Annotated in this window: 15 protein-coding genes and 1 pseudogene; 10 read left to right on the plus strand and 6 right to left on the minus strand. The window is 68.7% G+C overall.

What is annotated here, in order from left to right; all coding sequences use genetic code 11:
• Nucleotides 1-218, plus strand: a pseudogene (gene glyA / locus F3J10_RS28720) (serine hydroxymethyltransferase); the annotation flags it as partial.
• Between the two features lie 211 nt (nucleotides 219-429).
• Nucleotides 430-1,044 (plus strand): dimethylsulfonioproprionate lyase family protein, encoded by a 615-nt coding sequence (locus F3J10_RS28725; protein ID WP_167233453.1) that lies wholly within the window; start codon nucleotides 430-432, stop codon nucleotides 1,042-1,044.
• A gap of 16 nt (nucleotides 1,045-1,060) precedes the next feature.
• Here the strand turns inward: F3J10_RS28725 and F3J10_RS28730 are convergent, their stop codons facing one another.
• The gene (locus tag F3J10_RS28730) at nucleotides 1,061-1,966 is read right to left on the minus strand and encodes a LysR family transcriptional regulator (protein ID WP_025101897.1); all 906 of its coding nucleotides are present in this window, start codon (nucleotides 1,964-1,966) and stop codon (nucleotides 1,061-1,063) included.
• A gap of 94 nt (nucleotides 1,967-2,060) precedes the next feature.
• Between F3J10_RS28730 and F3J10_RS28735 the strand changes: the two genes are divergently transcribed.
• The 4 genes from F3J10_RS28735 to F3J10_RS28750 all read left to right on the plus strand — a co-directional run bounded on the left by F3J10_RS28735 (nucleotide 2,061) and on the right by F3J10_RS28750 (nucleotide 6,863).
• A complete protein-coding gene (locus tag F3J10_RS28735) occupies nucleotides 2,061-2,933 on the plus strand; it encodes an aldo/keto reductase family oxidoreductase (protein WP_166915600.1) in 873 nt (290 codons plus the stop codon).
• A gap of 310 nt (nucleotides 2,934-3,243) precedes the next feature.
• Nucleotides 3,244-4,344, plus strand: coding sequence for a branched-chain amino acid aminotransferase (locus tag F3J10_RS28740; protein WP_025101899.1), 1,101 nt, complete (start codon nucleotides 3,244-3,246; stop codon nucleotides 4,342-4,344).
• A 294-nt stretch (nucleotides 4,345-4,638) separates the two neighbouring features.
• Nucleotides 4,639-5,310 (plus strand): hypothetical protein, encoded by a 672-nt coding sequence (locus F3J10_RS28745; protein WP_166915602.1) that lies wholly within the window; start codon nucleotides 4,639-4,641, stop codon nucleotides 5,308-5,310.
• Nucleotides 5,307-6,863, plus strand: coding sequence for a hypothetical protein (locus tag F3J10_RS28750; RefSeq protein ID WP_166915604.1), 1,557 nt, complete (start codon nucleotides 5,307-5,309; stop codon nucleotides 6,861-6,863). The genes F3J10_RS28745 and F3J10_RS28750 overlap by 4 nt, the downstream gene beginning before the upstream one ends.
• A 54-nt stretch (nucleotides 6,864-6,917) precedes the next feature.
• Here F3J10_RS28750 and F3J10_RS28755 read toward each other — a convergent pair whose 3' ends face one another.
• Complete coding sequence (locus F3J10_RS28755; RefSeq protein WP_025101902.1) at nucleotides 6,918-7,706, minus strand: IclR family transcriptional regulator; 789 nt, start codon at nucleotides 7,704-7,706, stop codon at nucleotides 6,918-6,920.
• Nucleotides 7,707-7,929: 223 nt separating this feature from the next.
• Here F3J10_RS28755 and pcaF point away from each other — a divergent pair, with 223 nt between their 5' ends.
• Nucleotides 7,930-9,132 (plus strand): 3-oxoadipyl-CoA thiolase, encoded by a 1,203-nt coding sequence (gene pcaF, locus F3J10_RS28760; RefSeq protein ID WP_167243529.1) that lies wholly within the window; start codon nucleotides 7,930-7,932, stop codon nucleotides 9,130-9,132.
• A 64-nt stretch (nucleotides 9,133-9,196) separates the two neighbouring features.
• On the opposite strand, the gene F3J10_RS28765 is transcribed toward pcaF, so the two are convergent.
• Nucleotides 9,197-9,769: a GNAT family N-acetyltransferase gene (locus tag F3J10_RS28765; RefSeq protein ID WP_166915606.1), complete on the minus strand. Its 573-nt coding sequence runs from the start codon at nucleotides 9,767-9,769 to the stop codon at nucleotides 9,197-9,199.
• Nucleotides 9,766-10,623: a class I SAM-dependent methyltransferase gene (locus F3J10_RS28770; protein WP_025101904.1), complete on the minus strand. Its 858-nt coding sequence runs from the start codon at nucleotides 10,621-10,623 to the stop codon at nucleotides 9,766-9,768. The genes F3J10_RS28765 and F3J10_RS28770 overlap by 4 nt, the downstream gene beginning before the upstream one ends.
• A gap of 294 nt (nucleotides 10,624-10,917) precedes the next feature.
• Between F3J10_RS28770 and F3J10_RS28775 the strand changes: the two genes are divergently transcribed.
• Nucleotides 10,918-12,462, plus strand: a complete 1,545-nt coding sequence (locus F3J10_RS28775) for a PAS domain-containing methyl-accepting chemotaxis protein (RefSeq protein WP_166915608.1) — start codon at nucleotides 10,918-10,920, stop codon at nucleotides 12,460-12,462.
• 91 nt (nucleotides 12,463-12,553) lie between these two features.
• Complete coding sequence (locus F3J10_RS28780) at nucleotides 12,554-12,754, plus strand: hypothetical protein (protein WP_025101906.1); 201 nt, start codon at nucleotides 12,554-12,556, stop codon at nucleotides 12,752-12,754.
• A gap of 110 nt (nucleotides 12,755-12,864) precedes the next feature.
• Here F3J10_RS28780 and gabD read toward each other — a convergent pair whose 3' ends face one another.
• Entirely contained in the window at nucleotides 12,865-14,331 is a 1,467-nt protein-coding gene (gabD, locus tag F3J10_RS28785; protein WP_036054562.1) for an NADP-dependent succinate-semialdehyde dehydrogenase, read from the minus strand.
• Between the two features lie 95 nt (nucleotides 14,332-14,426).
• Entirely contained in the window at nucleotides 14,427-15,710 is a 1,284-nt protein-coding gene (gene gabT, locus F3J10_RS28790) for a 4-aminobutyrate--2-oxoglutarate transaminase (protein WP_013689299.1), read from the minus strand.
• A gap of 135 nt (nucleotides 15,711-15,845) precedes the next feature.
• On the opposite strand from gabT, the gene F3J10_RS28795 reads away from it, so the two are divergent.
• On the plus strand, nucleotides 15,846-16,225 hold a 380-nt coding region (locus F3J10_RS28795), incomplete at its 3' end, for a winged helix-turn-helix domain-containing protein (protein ID WP_240155735.1).

Genomic DNA, 16,225 nt, shown 5'->3' on the forward strand with positions numbered 1-16,225 from the left:
TCCCGAACGATCCTGAGAAGCCGTTCGTGACCTCGGGCATTCGCCTGGGTTCGCCGGCGATGACCACGCGCGGCTTTGGCGCGAAGGAAGCGGAGATCGTCGGCAACCTGATCGCCGACGTGCTGGAGGCACCGGAGGACGCGGCGACGCTGGAGCGCGTGCGCGGCCAGGTGGCCGAGCTGACCCGGCGCTTCCCGGTTTACAGCGGTCGTTCGTAATCCTCTGCCAAACAGGCATGTCGCCGCGATTGACGGCGATATGCACGAGATCGCGCGCCGTCCCGGCCTTTATCGGCCAGGGCGGCGCGCCTGCGTTTGACGATGGACGGGCCGCAAGGACCCTGCCGCGAGCCGATCCGGACGACGCGCGGCGGCATCGATCGATCCGGATTCGACGAGGCGGCGAATGCGCGGCAGAAACCCGTTCGACATGCATCAGCTCCGTACCTGGCTGGATGATCTGGTGGCCTATCTCGATGCCGCGCACCGCGGCCGTGACGATCTCGACGCCGTGCGCGACGCGCTGGGCTGCGAAATCGTGCCGGCGGAGCCGCCTGTCGAGGCGGTCGGCTTGCCGATCGCCGATGCCTGGCTAGCCGAAGCGGTTGCGCGCGCAACCTCCGCCGACGCGCGGCTGGCCGCCATCGCGCAGGGCATCGCGCGGCTCGCGCCGTCGTTGCGCTGGTATCGACGGCCCACCGAGGCGCCCGATGCCGCGTTCGAGCACGGGCACGCCAATGCGATCGTGATCGGCGGCGCGGGGCTCGCGACGCTCGGCGGCCTGATCGTCGGAATCTCGCTGATGGCGCCCGGGGTGGCCTATCCCGTGCATCGCCATCCGCCCGACGAGGTCTATGTGGTGCTGTCCGACGGGCAATGGTGGCGCGATGGCGCCGGCTGGTGGACGCCCGGCGCCGGCCAACTGGTGCTCAACGACGGCGGCGTGCTGCATTCGATGCGCGCCGGCGACGTGCCCTTGCTGGCCGTGTGGTTCCTGAGCGGCGCGACCGCCGGCGGCGTGCCGGGCCCGCTCGACGAGGCCTGAACCCCGCGCTGCCGCCTCAAGCCGCCGATTCGGCGCGGATGAAGTCGATGAAGGCGCGCAGCGGCGCCGGCACGAGCCGCCGCCCCGGGTAGTAGAGAAACGGCCCCGAGAACGAATCCCACCACGGCTCGAGCACGCGCTCCAGCGCGCCGCTGTCGAAATGCGGCCGGAGCCAGTCCTCGAACAGATAGACCAGGCCGGTGCCGGCCACGGCCGCGTCGACGCCGAGGTCGAAGGCCGCGCCCAGCTCCACCAGCAATTGCCCGGCCGGCTCGATGCGCAGCTTCTCGCCGTCGCGCACGAAATCCCAGGGCACCGTCGCGCGGCCCGGAAAGCGGCCGAGGATGCATTCGTGATGCAGCAGCTCGCGCGGATGCGCCGGTCGCCCACGTCGATCGAGATAGGCCGGCGAGGCGCCCAGCGCCATGCGCTGCACGCGCGGGCCGATCGGCACCGCGATCATGTCCTGTTCGAGCCGTTCCTCGTAGCGGATGCCGGCATCGCAGCCCGCCGCCAGCACGTCGACGAAGCTCTCGTCGGCGGCCACTTCCAGGCGGATCTCGGGATAGGCGGCCAGGAAACGCGGCACGATCGCGGGCAGCACCAGGCGCGCGGCGCTGAGCGGCACGTTCAGGCGTAGCGTGCCGGCCGGCCGGTCGCGAAAGCCGTTGACCACGTCGAGCGCGGACTGCACCTCGTCGAGCGCCGGCGCGAGCCGCGACAGCAAGCGCGCGCCGGCCTCGGTCGGGGCCACGCTGCGCGTGGTGCGGTTCAGCAGACGCACGCCGAGCCGCGTCTCCAGGCGCCGCACCGCCTCGCTGAGGCCCGAGGCGCTGATGCCGGTCGCCTGCGCGGCGCCGCGAAAGCCGTTCGCGCGCGCCACCGCGACGAAGGCATGCAGATCGGATAAATCGGCACTCATTGTGCGCTCCTTCGTACAACCCGTGCGAATTATGCTGGCTTATCGAGGCAATCGCCAGCGCGTAAGCTCGGCTTTCCCTTCAAGGAGCAGCCAGATGAACGCCTCGTCCCAGACCCAGACCACCTACCAACTCGGCAGCCGCACGGTGCACCGGATCGGCTACGGCGCCATGCAGCTGGCCGGCCGCGCCGCCTTCGGGCCGCCCAAGGATCGCGCCGCGGCCATCGCGGTGCTGCGCGAGGCCGTCGAATCGGGCGTCGACCACATCGACACCAGCGATTATTACGGCCCCTATGTGACCAACGAATTGATCCGCGAGGCCCTGCATCCCTATCGCGACGAGCTGGTGATCGTCACCAAGATCGGCGCGCGACGCGACGACCAGGGCGGCTGGCTGCCGGCCTATTCGGCCGCTGAGCTCGAGAGCGCCGTGCACGACAACCTGCGCCGCCTGAAGCTCGACGTCATCGACGTGGTCAACCTGCGCATCATGTTCTCGGCGCTCGCGCCGACCGAGGGCTCGATCGAGGCGCAGTTGAGCGCGGTTGCCGAACTGCAGCGCCAGGGGCTGGTGCGGCACATCGGGCTCAGCAACGTCACGCGCGCGCAGGTGGAGGAGGGCCGACGGCTCTGCGAGATCGTCTGCGTGCAGAACCACTACAACCTCGTGCATCGCGCCGACGATGCCCTGGTCGACGCGCTGGCCGCCGACGGCGTCGCCTACGTGCCGTTCTTCCCGCTCGGCGGCTTCTCGCCGCTGCAATCCTCGGTGCTCTCGGGCGTGGCCGAGCGCCTGGGCGCCACGCCGATGCAGGTGGCGCTGGCCTGGCTGCTGCGGCGTTCGCCGAACCTGCTGCTGATTCCGGGCACGTCGTCGCTCGCGCATCTGCGCGAAAACCTCGCGGCGCGGCAGTTGGTGCTGGACGACGAGGCGATGCGCGAACTGGATGCCATCGTCGGCGCCTGAGCGATTTGCACCAATTGGTAAAAACTGTCGAAGTGCATTTCGACCCTGTATCCAGGCATCGAAATGCACTTTCGGCAGCGGTCGAGCGGTTTTTTTCCGCGTCTCGCGCCATGCTCGCGAGGCACGCCCGAGGATGCGCCAAGCCCTTGTTTTCAAGGCTTTCGGTGATATCCCGGCCGATTTCCCCGCGGATTTCGCCGCGTCTGCCGGGCCATTCCCGGATGCGCGGAACGCTCAGGTCGATTACAGTGTTCGGTTATCACGGCGGCGGGACGTTCCCGCCGTTCCCAAGAACACAGGAGTCGACCACATGAGCACCGGCAGCACCCCGACTTTCCCGATCGAACGCCACCCGAATCCCACCTCCGCGGAAAAGCGCGCCGAGCTGCTCGCCAATCCCGGTTTCGGCAAGATCTTCACCGACTACATGGTGACGATCCAGTACACCGAAGGCCAGGGCTGGCATGACGCGCGCATCGAGCCGCGCAAGGCGCTCGAAGTCGATCCGGCCATGCTCGTGCTGCATTACGCGCAGGAAATCTTCGAGGGCATGAAGGCCTATCCGCTGCCGGACGGCAAGATCGCCCTGTTCCGCCCCGAGCAGAACGCCAAGCGTTTCCGCAATTCGGCCCGTCGCCTGGCGATGGCCGAGCTGCCCGAGGAGCTGTTCGTCAATGCGGTGCGCGAGCTGGTGCGCCTCGAGCGCGACTGGATCCCGTCGGCCGAGGGCAGCGCGCTGTACCTGCGTCCGTTCATGATCGCCAACGAGGTGGTGCTGGGCGTGAAGCCCTCGGCGCGCTACCTGTTCTGCGTGGTGGCCACGCCGGTGGGCGCCTACTTCAAGGGCGACGCGTCGAAGGGCGTGGCGATCTGGGTGTCGGATACCTACACGCGCGCGGCGCCCGGCGGCACCGGCGACGCGAAGTGCGGCGGCAACTACGCCGCGAGCCTGGCCGCGCAGGCCGAGGCCACGCGCGAGGGCTGCGACCAGGTGGTGTTCCTCGACGCGGTCGAGCGCAAGTGGATCGAGGAACTGGGCGGCATGAACGTGTTCCTCGTGTTCGAGGACGGCTCGCTGCAGACGCCGCCGCTGACCGGCACCATCCTGCCCGGCATCACGCGTGCGTCGCTGATCGATCTGGCGCGCGATCTCGGCTACACGGTGCGCGAGGAGCCGTATTCGATCGAGCAATGGGAAGCCGATGCGAAGAGCGGCAAGCTGGTCGAGGCGTTCGCCTGCGGCACGGCCGCCGTGGTGACCTCGATCGGGCAGGTGAAGGGCCGCAAGCACAACTTCACGATCGGCGACGGCAAGGCCGGCCCGGTGACCCAGCGCCTGAAGCAGAGCCTGGTCGGCATCCAGACCGGCCGCGAAGCGGACCAGCACGGCTGGGTGGATATCATCGGCTGATGCCGTGCCGGTGCCCGCGTATTCGCCGGCACCCGAATGACGATCGAGCGAATTCCGAAACCCCGCGTCTGCAAAGACGCGGGGTTTTGTTTTGATCGAGGATTTTCTCCACTCGATTGTCGCGTGAAGCGGTTTATCGCATTCAATCGCGGCCGTTGATTTATTCGCGCTTTAATCCGCCATTTCCGAATGACGCGCCTGGCCTCTCGTTATATGATTGCGCCGCGCATGACGGTCTCGATCGAATCGCATGCGCATTCGCTTCGACAATCACACTAAAACCAAAGGAAGACCATGAGCGTTATCGAGGGGTTCGAGCGCAAGGCGCTATTCAATATCACGCGAGCCGTTGCCCTGGTTTGCGTCACCGTATTTCTGATCGGCATTGCCGGCGGTATTTTCTTCGGCATTTCAGTGTGGCAGGAACGCGTCGATACGCGTGTCTCCGCCAATGAAATCGTCGAGCCCTTGAAACAGGCCGAGCAGCCCGCCGCCGACCAGGACGAGGCACCGAAGGACGCCCAGCAACCGGCCGAGCCGGGCGCGCAGAAAAGCCCGCTGGCGGGTTTCAAGATTCCCTTCTCGCTGCAGAAGTACCTGGAGGGCGACAACGCCCGGATTATCCGGAAGCATCTCGACGAGATTCCCGCGGCCGATCGCCAGCCCTATCTCGACGAACTGGGCGCGGTGGTGAGCGCGGCCGAGGCCGCCAAGATCGAGGTGTTCCCGGCCATCAATGCGTTCATGGAGACCAAGCGGGAACGCTACAAGGACGTGGCGGTCCAGGCCGCGCAAAAGATGGAAACGCTGAAGATCGTTGCGGGCGCAACGGCGAGCGGCCTGCTGCTGGTGGCGCTGTTCAGCCTGGTGCTGGTGCTGCTGGCGATCGAGCGGAACACGCGGCCCATGCGCCAGGCCGGCGCCCCGGCGCGGGTCGAGCCGGCCGGCGAGATGAGCCAGGCATGAGCGCGCGCGACATGGTTTGGCGCAGGCTCCTGGTGTCGAGCCTCGCCGTCGCGGCGGCGCTGGGCATCGCGGCTTGCGGAAAGGGCAGCGGCGGCGATCAGGCCGCCGCCTCCGACCAGCGCTTCCCCGGCTATCAGCAGGTCGGCGGTTCCGGCGATGCGGCGCAGCTCTGGTTCAATCCGACGGATATCACGCGAGACAGCGGCGCTTACCTGATCCACGCCCTGAAGTCCTTCCCGGACGGTTATGCGCGCTTCGACGTGGCCACCAACTGCCGCGACCTGACGCGCCGCATGCCCGGCGCGCAGTATCGCGCCGACGGCACCGCCGACAAGGACTACCCGGGCAACGACGCGGCCGTGCCGGCCAAATCCGAGCCGGGCATGGCCGAGCTGATGTCGAAGGCCTGCGGCGTAGCCATGGCGGCGCGCTCGATTCGCGGGGAGTTCAAGGTGCCGGCGGCGCTGGAACTGCTGTATGGCGCCTACGACGCGCAGTCGAAATCGGCGAGCTGGCAGGATGCCGAGATTCCGGCGGGGCTCTCGGGAAGCGACATGCTGCAGTGGTCGGCGGGCCGTGCCTTGCAGGTCACCGGCGTGGCGAACTTCGCGTTCAGCGAAGGCGGCCAGCGCAAGCAGGTGCTGGTGACCAATGCGATTCCCGACGGCGGCGGCTGCCATGCCTGCACGGGCCTGCTCGGCGTGACGATCTTCAAGCAGGATGGCGATGCCTGGAAGGTCGAGGCCAGCTATCCCTACCTTGCCTCGATGGGCGCCTCGGGCAGTGTCGGCCAGGGCTTCGAATGGACCGCGGCGGGCGGCGACCAATACGCGCTGATCGTCACCGGCGGCGACATGCACCAGGGTTACGAGACCGCCAGCAGCAGCGTGTTCCTGCGCGGCAAGAACGGCGGCTTCACCCGTGTCGTCGAGGATGCCCAAACGGGCAGCTCGGACGCCGAGCGATTGTCCGTCAAGACCCGCTTCGTGAAGGGCAAGGATTCGGTTCACGACGACATCCAGCTGGCGTTCACGCACGAACTCGCGGGGCAGGCGGCCCGTGTCGCCGAGCATCGCTATGCCTACTCGGATGGAAAATACGAGCTGGTGAAGCAGGACGATGCCCCCGCTGTTGCCGCGACCGGCGAAGCGGCGAACAAGGCGGTCGAGCCGGGCGAGCCGTCCCGAAAGGACACGGCCAAGCAGGCGGCGGCGACACCGAAACCGAAGCCGGCGCGGGTGGCGGCAGCCCCGGCTCCCGTGCCCGCGCCGCAAGCGGCCAATGGGCCGAGCTTCGATTGTGGAAAAGCGCGATCGGACGCGGAGCGGTTGATCTGCGCGGACGGCGATCTCGCCGCGCAGGACGCCGCCGTGGCGAGGCTGCTCGGGCAGGCCAGGGCGGCGGTGGCCGACCGGGACGGTTTCCGGGACCGGGTTCGCCAGCAATGGGGATACCGCGACTCGGCATGCCATGACCGTCAATGCCTGACGCGCTGGTATGCCGCCCAGCGCGCCTATCTCGCCCAGGTGGCGCAGACCGGGCAACTCGACTGACGACGCGGTGGGGCGGGGCCGGGCATCATCGGCCCATGCCCCGCCGCCGATATCTCAACTACGCCGCGCCACCAGCGCGGATACCGTCTGCGCCGCTTCCTGCAGCGGCTCCAGGAACTCCTTCACCATCTGCCGGGCGGTATGCCGCTGGGCATTCCCGCTGATGTTCATCGCCGCGATCACGCGGCCGCGCCGGTTGCGGATCGGCGCCGACAGCGAGATCAGCCCCGCCTCGAGTTCCTGGTCCACGATCGCCCAGCCCTGCTTGCGCACCGTCGCGATCTCGTCCTTGAGCGCGGCCGGGTCGGTGATGGTCCTGGGCGTGTGCGCCTGGATCGGGCTCAGTGCCAGCACCTCGTCGAGCGCGGCCTCGTCGAGCGAGGACAGCAGCACGCGCCCCATCGACGTACAGTACGCGGGCAGGCGGCTGCCGATCGACAGGTTGATGGTCATGATCTTGTGGGTCGGCACGCGCAGCACGTAGACGATCTCGGTGCGGTCCAGCACCGCGGCCGAGCAGCTTTCATGGATGCGCGCCGACAATTGCTCCATCACCGGCTCGGCCAGGTTCCAGAACGGCATCGAGGTGAGATAGGCGAAGCCGAGATCGAGGATCTTCGGCGTGAGCCGGAACAGCCGGCCGTCGGCCTCCACGTAACCGAGCGTCTGCAGGGTCAGCAGGATCCGCCGCGCCCCGGCGCGCGTGAGCCCGGTGGTGGCGGCCACCTCGGTCAGGGTCTGCTCCGGCCGCTGCGCGTCGAAGGCGCGAATCACCGCCAGTCCGCGCGCGAACGACTGGACGTAGGAGTCACCGGGTTTGGCCTGAAGATCGTCTGTACTCATGGGCTGGGGGAGGTTCGATGCAAGTGCGAAGAGTAGCGCATGGGGTCGGTTCAAGCCAAGGACGAAAGCCGGCCGCGAACTTGACAGGCTTGCACCCCCTCCCTATGATCGCAAAACAGTTCGATATTCGATCTTATGTTCGTATATAGAACATCTTCGGAGCCAGGCCGCGAGTTTTCCGGCCTGGCTCCCGTTCCATCCGAACGAAGTTCCGGAGACAACCATGACCGATGCATTCCTCTGCGACGCGATCCGTACCCCGATCGGGCGATACGGCGGCTCGCTGTCCAGCGTTCGTGCCGACGATCTCGGCGCCGTGCCGATCAAGGCGCTGATCGAGCGTAACCGCGATGTCGACTGGAGCGCGATCGACGACGTGATCTACGGCTGCGCCAACCAGGCCGGCGAAGACAACCGCAACGTCGCGCGCATGTCGGCGCTGCTGGGCGGCCTGCCGCAATCCGTGCCGGGTTCGACGGTCAATCGCCTGTGCGGTTCAGGGATGGACGCGATCGGCATCGCCGCGCGCGCGATCAAGTCGGGCGAGGCGGGCCTGATGATCGCGGGCGGCGTGGAAAGCATGAGCCGCGCGCCCTTCGTGATGGGCAAGGCCAGCAGCGCCTTCTCGCGCCAGGCCGAGATCTTCGACACGACCATCGGCTGGCGCTTCGTCAATCCGCTGATGAAGCAGCAATACGGCGTCGACTCGATGCCGGAGACGGGCGAGAACGTCGCCACCGACTACGGCGTGAGCCGCGCCGACCAGGATGCCTTCGCGCTGCGCAGCCAGCAGAAGGCGGCACGCGCGCAGCAGGACGGCTCGCTGGCGCAGGAAATCGTCGCGGTCACGATCGCGCAGAAGAAGGGCGATCCGCTGGTGATCTCGCGCGACGAGCATCCGCGCGAAACCTCGCTGGAGGCGCTCGCCAAACTCAAGGGCGTGGTGCGCCCCGACGGCACGGTGACGGCGGGCAATGCCTCGGGCGTCAACGACGGTGCCTGCGCGCTGCTGGTCGCCAACGAGGAGAACGCCAGGCGCCATGGCCTGGTGCCGCGCGCGCGCATCCTCGGCATCGCCACCGCGGGCGTCGCGCCGCGCGTGATGGGCATCGGCCCGGCGCCGGCCTCGCAGAAGCTGCTGGCGCGCCTGGGCATGAGCATCGACCAGTTCGACGTGATCGAGCTGAACGAAGCCTTCGCCTCGCAGGGCCTGGCGGTGCTGCGCATGCTCGGCGTGGCCGACGACGATCCCCGCGTCAACCCGAACGGCGGCGCGATCGCGCTGGGCCACCCGCTCGGCGCCTCGGGCGCGCGCCTGGTGACGACCGCGATGTACCAGTTGCATCGCACCCAGGGCCGTTACGCGTTGTGCACGATGTGCATCGGCGTCGGCCAGGGCATCGCGCTGGCGATCGAGCGCGTCTGAGTCGCGCGAAGCCGATCCCGCCGAACGGCGGAACGCCCGGAACAACGGGCGTTCCGCCGTTTTTTCAGGTGCGCGGCGAGAGCGCCGGCCCTTCCAGGTGGAGATCCTCGGGTTCGAGCGCGTACAGCGCCGGATCGGGGGAGGCGCTGAGCGTGAAGCCCAGCCGCAGGTAGAAATCGATGGTGCCTTGCGAGGGCGTGGCCGACACATAGAGCCGCGCCGCGCCCATCGCGAGCGCCTGCGCGGCGGCCTCGCGATAGAGCTGCTCGCCCAGCCCGCAGCCGCGCCAGTCGTGGCTCACATGCAGGAACTTCAGTTGCCGCAGCGCGCCGTTCGCGCCGAGCGGCCGGCTGTCGACGATCACCGCCGCGACCAGCCGCGCGCCGTCGAAGCTGCCCAGGCACCAGCCGCCGCGATCGTGGCAGTCGAGCAGGAGCGGCGTGTAGTGCTCCGCCTCGCCCTCGGGCCAGCCGTCGACATCGTGGAATTCCGGCACGCGCTGCAGCGCGCCGTCGCGCAGCACGTACATGTGGTGGATGATTTCGCGCCGGTCGATGGTCCAGACCAGGGGCAGCTCGTCGCGCGCCAGCACGCGCCCGGCCAGCGCGTCGCGCTCGGCGCGGCTTCGGCGGTTCACGCCGCCGCCCGATGCGCGGCGATCGCGTACATTAGCGGCAGCCGCGGCATGCCGGCGGGCGGCACCATGCGATGCCCGTCCAGTTCTTCCATGTCGTCGAAGCCCTTCCAGCCGTTCGCGTAGGGATACTCGTCGAGGCTGTCGATCGCGAGCCCGGCCGCGACCAGCGCATTCACCACCTCGCCGATCCCCCACATGAACTCGTAGCTCGGATGCGGGTTCGCGAAATCGACCACGCCCGGCTGGTCGTGCCGCGCGCCGAGCCCCGTGCCGGAAGCCGCCACGTAATCGCCGACGCCGGCCGCCTCCAGGTTCGCCTCGCGCTTGAAATAGTCGTAGCCGGGTTTCCAGTGCGGATCGAAGTACAGCGCGAAGGGATGGAATTCGACCATCGCGAAGCGCCCGCCCGGTGCCAGCAGGCTGGCGATGCCCTGGGCCCAGGCGCGCAGGTCCGAGAGCCAGCAGATCGCGCCGTAGGAGGTGAACACGCGCTCGAAGCGCTCGCCGCGCGCGGCGGCCTCGGGCATCCAGTCGAGCACGTCGGCGCGCTCGAAGCGCGCGGGCAGGTTCGCGTCGGCCGACAGGCGCCGCGCGAAGTCGATCGCCTCGTCCGAGATATCGACGCCGGTTACCTGCGCGCCCAGGCGCGCCAGGCTCAGCGTGTCCTGCCCGGCATTGCATTGCAGGTGCAGCAGCCGCAAGCCGGCGATTTCACCCAGCAAGCCGAGTTCCTCCGGAAACAGCGTCGAGCCGCCATCGCGGAAAAAGGCCGCCTGGTCGCCTTTATGACTGTTATGCGCGACGGTTGCCGTATTCCAGGACAGCCGATTCAGCTCGTGCAGTTCTTTTTTCATGGGAATGATTTTGCGCTTGAAGGGATCGGTCACGCCGCATCCTTGTTATGGTTTTCTCAGGTGCCGCCATCCTCGCATTATTTGATCGAGATCATGTGGAGAACAGAATCGAATAATTTATGCGCCTGATGGGTAAGGTTTTCCGCCCGGCTGCCGACAAAAAAGAGATGAGCCCGCGGCCGTCGCCGGGCCGCGTCGATCGGCGCGGCGCCCGGCGCGCGGCGCGGGCCGCCAGGACCAACCGACCCAGAAAGAAGCCGCGGCGCCACGAGCGCCGTGCGCCGGAGCCCGCGAATGCGCAACAACCAGCCGGTCACGCAGCACGAATACGAATTTCCCGAAGACTCGACCCTGATGTCGACCACGCGCGCCGACGGCACGATCACCTACGCGAACGCGACCTTCGTGCAGGTCAGCGGTTTCACGCCCGAGGAGCTGGTGGGTTCGCCGCACAACATCGTGCGGCACCCCGACATGCCGCGCGAGGCCTTCGCCGACATGTGGGCCACCATCCAGGGCGGCGAGCCGTGGATGGCGCTGGTCAAGAACCGCCGCAAGAACGGCGATCACTACTGGGTGCGTGCCAATGCCGTGCCGCTGATGCGCAACGGCGAGCCGCAGGGCTACATGTCGGTGCGCACCAAGGCCACGCCCGAGGACATCGCGGCGGCCGAGGCGCTGTACCGCGACTTCCGCGAGGGCCGCGCGCGCGGCCGGCGCTTCCACAAGGGCGTGGTGATCCGCGGCGGGATCGGGCGGCTCGGCTCGCTGCTGAAGACCATGTCGGTGCGCACCCGCATGTACCTGCCGATGGCGGCGCTGGTGCCGGTGGTGACGGGCGGTGCCTGGGCCTCGGGCGTGACGGGCTGGCCGCTGGCCGGCGTGGCGGCCAGCACCGCGGTGGCGGCGGGCCTGATCGTGGCCTGGCTCGATGCGCAGATCGCGCGGCCGCTGCGCGCGGTGCGCCGGCGCGCGCTGCGGGTGGCCACCGGCGAGAGCCGCAACGGCCCGGCCGTCACGCGCGTCGACGAGATCGGCATGACCCTGCGCACCATCGACCAGCTCGGGCTGATGTTCCGCTGGCTGGTGGACGACGTCAGCGAGCAGGTGCTGAACGTGCAGCGCGCCAGCAGCGAGATCGCGCAGGGCAACAACGACCTGAGCGCGCGCACCGAGCAGGCCGCCACGGCGGTCCAGCAGACCGCGTCCTCGATGGCGCAGATGACGGCCACCGTCTCCAGCAATGCCGCCACCGCCTCGCAGGCGAACCAGCTGGCGGTGTCCGCCAGCGACGCGGCCTCGCGCGGCGGCCACGCGGTCGGCGAGATCGTCGGCACCATGAACGAGATCACCGACAGCTCGCGTCGCATCTCCGACATCATCGGCGTGATCGACGGCATCGCCTTCCAGACCAATATCCTGGCGCTCAACGCCGCCGTCGAGGCGGCGCGCGCGGGCGAGCAGGGCCGCGGCTTCGCGGTGGTGGCGGGCGAGGTGCGCGCGCTCGCGCAGCGCAGCGCGAACGCGGCCAAGGAGATCAAGACCCTGATCGAGAACAGCGTCGAGCGCGTCGCCTCGGGCTCGCGCCGCGTCGACGACGCGGGCCGCACCATGGACGACCTGGTGGTGCAGGTCAAGCGCGTGGCCGACCTGATCGCCGAGATCAGCTCATCGACCGCCGAGCAGAGCGTGGGCGTCGAGCAGGTCGACCGCGCCGTGGTCGACCTCGACAACATCACCCAGCAGAACGCGGCCCTGGTGGAGCAGAGCGCGGCCGCCTCGGAAAGCCTGCGCCAGCAGGCCACCTCGCTGGTCGACGCGGTCGGCGTGTTCCGCTGAGCGCCTGGGAGCCACGCGCCCGGCATGCGCGGCCGGGCGCCTCCCTTTCTCGATCGACCGCGCGCATCGAAACGAATCAGGGCGGATCGCGATGGCGACCTATCGGGACATACAGACTTACGTGAAGGAGCGCTACGGCATCGTCGCGCAAAGCGGCTGGATCGCGCATGTGAAGGAGCTCAACGGCCTGCCGATCAAGAGCCTGCGCAAGACCACCCGGCTCAAGCAGTGCCCGCAGCAGTGGCGCGGCGCGATCGAGGAGGCGATGCGCCATTTCGGCTGGCTCGGCTGAGCCGATTCGAGGCGGCGCGCGCCCATGAAAAAACGCCTTCGCGGCGGCTGCCGCGAAGGCGTTTCGTCGTCCGGAGCACGGCCGGGCCCGCGCTCGGGCCCGGCCGTGCCTCACACCGCGAGACACAGATACTTGATCACCACGTAGTCGTCGATGCCGTAGTGCGAGCCCTCGCGGCCGAGGCCCGATTGCTTGACGCCGCCGAACGGCGCCACCTCGTTCGAGATCAGGCCGGTGTTGATGCCGACCATGCCGTATTCGAGCGCCTCGGCGACGCGCCAGACGCGGCCGATGTCGCGGCTGTAGAAGTAGGCGGCCAGGCCGAACTCGGTGTCGTTCGCGAAGCCGATCACTTCCTCGTCGGAGGCGAAGCGGAACAGCGGCGCGAGCGGGCCGAAGGTTTCCTCCTTCGCGACCTTCATGTCGGGCGTCACGCCCGTCAGCACGGTCGGCTCGAAGAAGCCGTGGCCGAGCGCGTGGCGCTTGCCGCCCGTGGCGATGCTGGCGCCCTTGGCGAGCGCGTCCTCGATATGCGCCTCGACCTTCAGCACGGCCGCCTCGTTGATCAGCGGGCCCTGCATCACGCCGGCCTCGGTGCCGCGCCCCACCTTGAGCTTCTCGACCGCGGCCGCGAGCTTGGCGGCGAACGCGTCATAGACCTTGTCGTGCACGTAGAAACGATTGGTGCAGACGCAGGTCTGGCCGCTGTTGCGGTACTTCGAGGCGATCGCGCCCTCGACGGCCGCATCGAGATCGGCATCGTCGAACACGATGAAGGGCGCGTTGCCGCCCAGTTCGAGCGAGACCTTCTTGACGGTCGGCGCGCACTGCGCCATCAGCAGGCGGCCCACCGGCGTCGAGCCGGTGAACGAGAGCTTGCGCACCGTGGCGTTGCCGGTCAGCTCGCCGCCGATCGCCTTCGGGTCGCCGGTGACCACGCTGAACACGCCGGCCGGCACGCCCGCGCGCTCGGCCAGCACGGCCAGCGCGAGCGCCGAGAACGGCGTGGCCTCGGCCGGCTTGACCACGATCGGGCAGCCCGCCGCCAGCGCCGGGCCGACCTTGCGGGTGATCATCGCTGCCGGGAAATTCCACGGCGTGATCGCGGCGCAGACGCCCACCGGTTCCTTGGTGACGACGATGCGCTTGTCGCCGGCCGGGGTCGGGATGGTGTCGCCATAGACGCGCTTGCCTTCCTCGGCGAACCACTCGATGAAGGAGGCGGCGTAGAGGATCTCGCCGCGGGCCTCGGCCAGCGGCTTGCCCTGCTCGGTGGTGAGGATCAGCGCGAGATCGTCGGCGTGCGCGAGCATCAGCTCGTACCACTTGCGCAGGATGGCGGCGCGCTCCTTGGCGGTGCGGCGGCGCCAGGCCGGCCAGGCGGCGTTGGCCGCCTCGATGGCGCGGCGCGTCTCGGCCGCGCCGGCCAGCGGCACGCTGCCGAGCAGTTCGCCGTTGGCGGGGTTGCGGACTTCGAAGCTGGCGCCGTTGGCGGCGCCTTGCCATTCGCCGGCCAGGTAGATCTGCTGGCGGAACAGCGAGGGATCCTTCAGTGCTGCGGTGAATTCGGTGCTCATGCCTTGCCTCTGGATGCGGATGCCGTTGCGATGCGGTGAACGTGACAAGCCGCGTTCACGGCGGAACGCGGCTTGCCGGGCGATGCCGGTGGACCTCAGGCGGCGACGCCGACGGTTTCCTTCAGCACTTCCTCGAGGATGCCGAGCGCCTCGTCGAACACGGCGTCCTGGATCGTCAGCGGGAACAGGAAACGCACCACGTTCGAGTACACGCCGCACACCAGCAGCAACAGCCCGCGCTCGAGCGCGCGCGCCTGCACGCGCTTGGTGAAATCGGCATCGGGCTCCTGCGTGCCGGCCTTGAAGAACTCGACCGCCACCATCGCGCCCGGGCCGCGCACGTCGACGATCTGCGGCACCTCCGATTGCAGCGCCGAGAGCTTCGCCTTCAGTTTGTCGCCGAGCGCGGTGGCGCGCGCTTCCAGCTTTTCCTCGTCGATGATGTCGAGCACCGCGTGGGCCGCGGCCACCGCCAGCGGGTTGCCCGCGTAGGTGCCGCCCAGGCCGCCGGGCGCGGCCGCGTCCATCACGTCGGCGCGGCCGACCACGCCCGACAGCGGCATGCCGCCGGCCAGGCTCTTGGCCATGGTGGTCAGGTCCGGCAGCACGTCGTAGTGCTGCATCGCGAACAGCTTGCCGGTGCGCGCGAAGCCGGTCTGCACTTCGTCGGCGATCAGCACGATGCCGTGTTCGTCGCAGATCTTGCGCAGGCCGCGCACGAAATCGGCCGGCGCCGCGTAGAAGCCGCCTTCGCCCTGCACCGGTTCGAAGATGATCGCGGCGACGCGCTTCGGATCGATGTCGGCCTTGAACAGCATGTCGATCGCCTTCAGCGAGTCGGCCACGCTGATGCCGTGCAGCGCGTTCGGATAGGGGGCGTGGAACACGTCGCCCGGGAACGGGCCGAAGTTCAGCTTGTAGGGGGCGACCTTGCCGGTCAGCGCCATGCCCATCATGGTGCGGCCGTGGAAGCCGCCGGCGAAGGCGATCACGCCCGGCCGGCCGGTGAAGGCGCGCGCCATCTTGACGGCGTTCTCGACGGCCTCGGCGCCGGTGGTGAAGAAGGCTGCCTTCTTGGCCTGGCTGCCCGGCGCGCGGGCGATGATCTTCTCGGCCAGCTCGACGTAGGACGCGTAGGGGACGATCTGGTAGGCGGTATGCGTGAAGCACTCGAGCTGCTCGGCGATCGCCTTGACCAGCTTCGGATGACGGTGGCCGGTGTTCATCACGGCAATGCCGGCGGCGAAGTCGATGAAGCGGCGGCCCTCGACGTCCCACAGCTCGGCGTTCTCGGCGCGCGCGGCGTAGAAATCGCACATCACGCCAACGCCACGCGGCGTGGCGGCGTTCTTGCGGGCTTGCAGGTCGGCATTCTTCACGGGGATCTCCTTCCAGTCGGTCGATTCGGTTCGGTCAAGCGATGAGGGCCGCGGGAGCGCGGCCGATGGAGACGACTATAATCAGATTTGGCTCTGAAAATCAGAGCCATTCCTGTAAATATCTAGGAGCCAATTTTGAGGGCGAGCGTTTTGTCGGATTGGCTGGCGCAGCGGCTGGTGCGCGGCGGCGGCGCGCAGCCGGTCTATCGGCAACTGCATCGGCTGCTGCAGCAGGCGATCCTGTCGCGGGAGTTGCCGGCCGGCACGCGCGTGCCCTCGTCGCGGCTGCTCGCCACCGAGCTGGGGATCGCGCGCAATACGGTCACCCAGGTCTACGAGCAACTGGTGCTGGAGGGTTACGTGAGCTCGGCGACCGGGCGCGGCACCTTCGTGGCCGATACCTCGCCCGACGAGATCGTCGGGGCGGCCGAGCGCGATGGGGTCGAGGGGGGCGGCCGGGGCGCGGCGGCCGACGCAGGCTGGCCGGGCGAGGCGGCGAGGACGGCGCCGGCCGG

It is taken from the genome of Burkholderia sp. Cy-637, assembly GCF_011753175.1.
GTDB lineage: Bacteria > Pseudomonadota > Gammaproteobacteria > Burkholderiales > Burkholderiaceae > Burkholderia > Burkholderia gladioli.

Excerpts from the sequence above, each read along its gene's own strand:
- F3J10_RS28745 (WP_166915602.1), top strand. The coding sequence starts at position 4,639 with ATGAGCGTTATCGAGGGGTTCGAGCGCAAGGCGCTATTCAATATCACG.
- F3J10_RS28775 (WP_166915608.1), top strand. The coding sequence starts at position 10,918 with ATGCGCAACAACCAGCCGGTCACGCAGCACGAATACGAATTTCCCGAA.
- F3J10_RS28755 (WP_025101902.1), bottom strand. The coding sequence starts at position 7,706 with ATGAGTACAGACGATCTTCAGGCCAAACCCGGTGACTCCTACGTCCAG.
- pcaF (WP_167243529.1), top strand. The coding sequence starts at position 7,930 with ATGACCGATGCATTCCTCTGCGACGCGATCCGTACCCCGATCGGGCGA.
- gabD (WP_036054562.1), bottom strand. The coding sequence starts at position 14,331 with ATGAGCACCGAATTCACCGCAGCACTGAAGGATCCCTCGCTGTTCCGC.
- F3J10_RS28725 (WP_167233453.1), top strand. The coding sequence starts at position 430 with ATGCATCAGCTCCGTACCTGGCTGGATGATCTGGTGGCCTATCTCGAT.
- F3J10_RS28780 (WP_025101906.1), top strand. The coding sequence starts at position 12,554 with ATGGCGACCTATCGGGACATACAGACTTACGTGAAGGAGCGCTACGGC.
- F3J10_RS28770 (WP_025101904.1), bottom strand. The coding sequence starts at position 10,623 with ATGAAAAAAGAACTGCACGAGCTGAATCGGCTGTCCTGGAATACGGCA.
- F3J10_RS28730 (WP_025101897.1), bottom strand. The coding sequence starts at position 1,966 with ATGAGTGCCGATTTATCCGATCTGCATGCCTTCGTCGCGGTGGCGCGC.
- F3J10_RS28740 (WP_025101899.1), top strand. The coding sequence starts at position 3,244 with ATGAGCACCGGCAGCACCCCGACTTTCCCGATCGAACGCCACCCGAAT.
- F3J10_RS28735 (WP_166915600.1), top strand. The coding sequence starts at position 2,061 with ATGAACGCCTCGTCCCAGACCCAGACCACCTACCAACTCGGCAGCCGC.
- F3J10_RS28750 (WP_166915604.1), top strand. The coding sequence starts at position 5,307 with ATGAGCGCGCGCGACATGGTTTGGCGCAGGCTCCTGGTGTCGAGCCTC.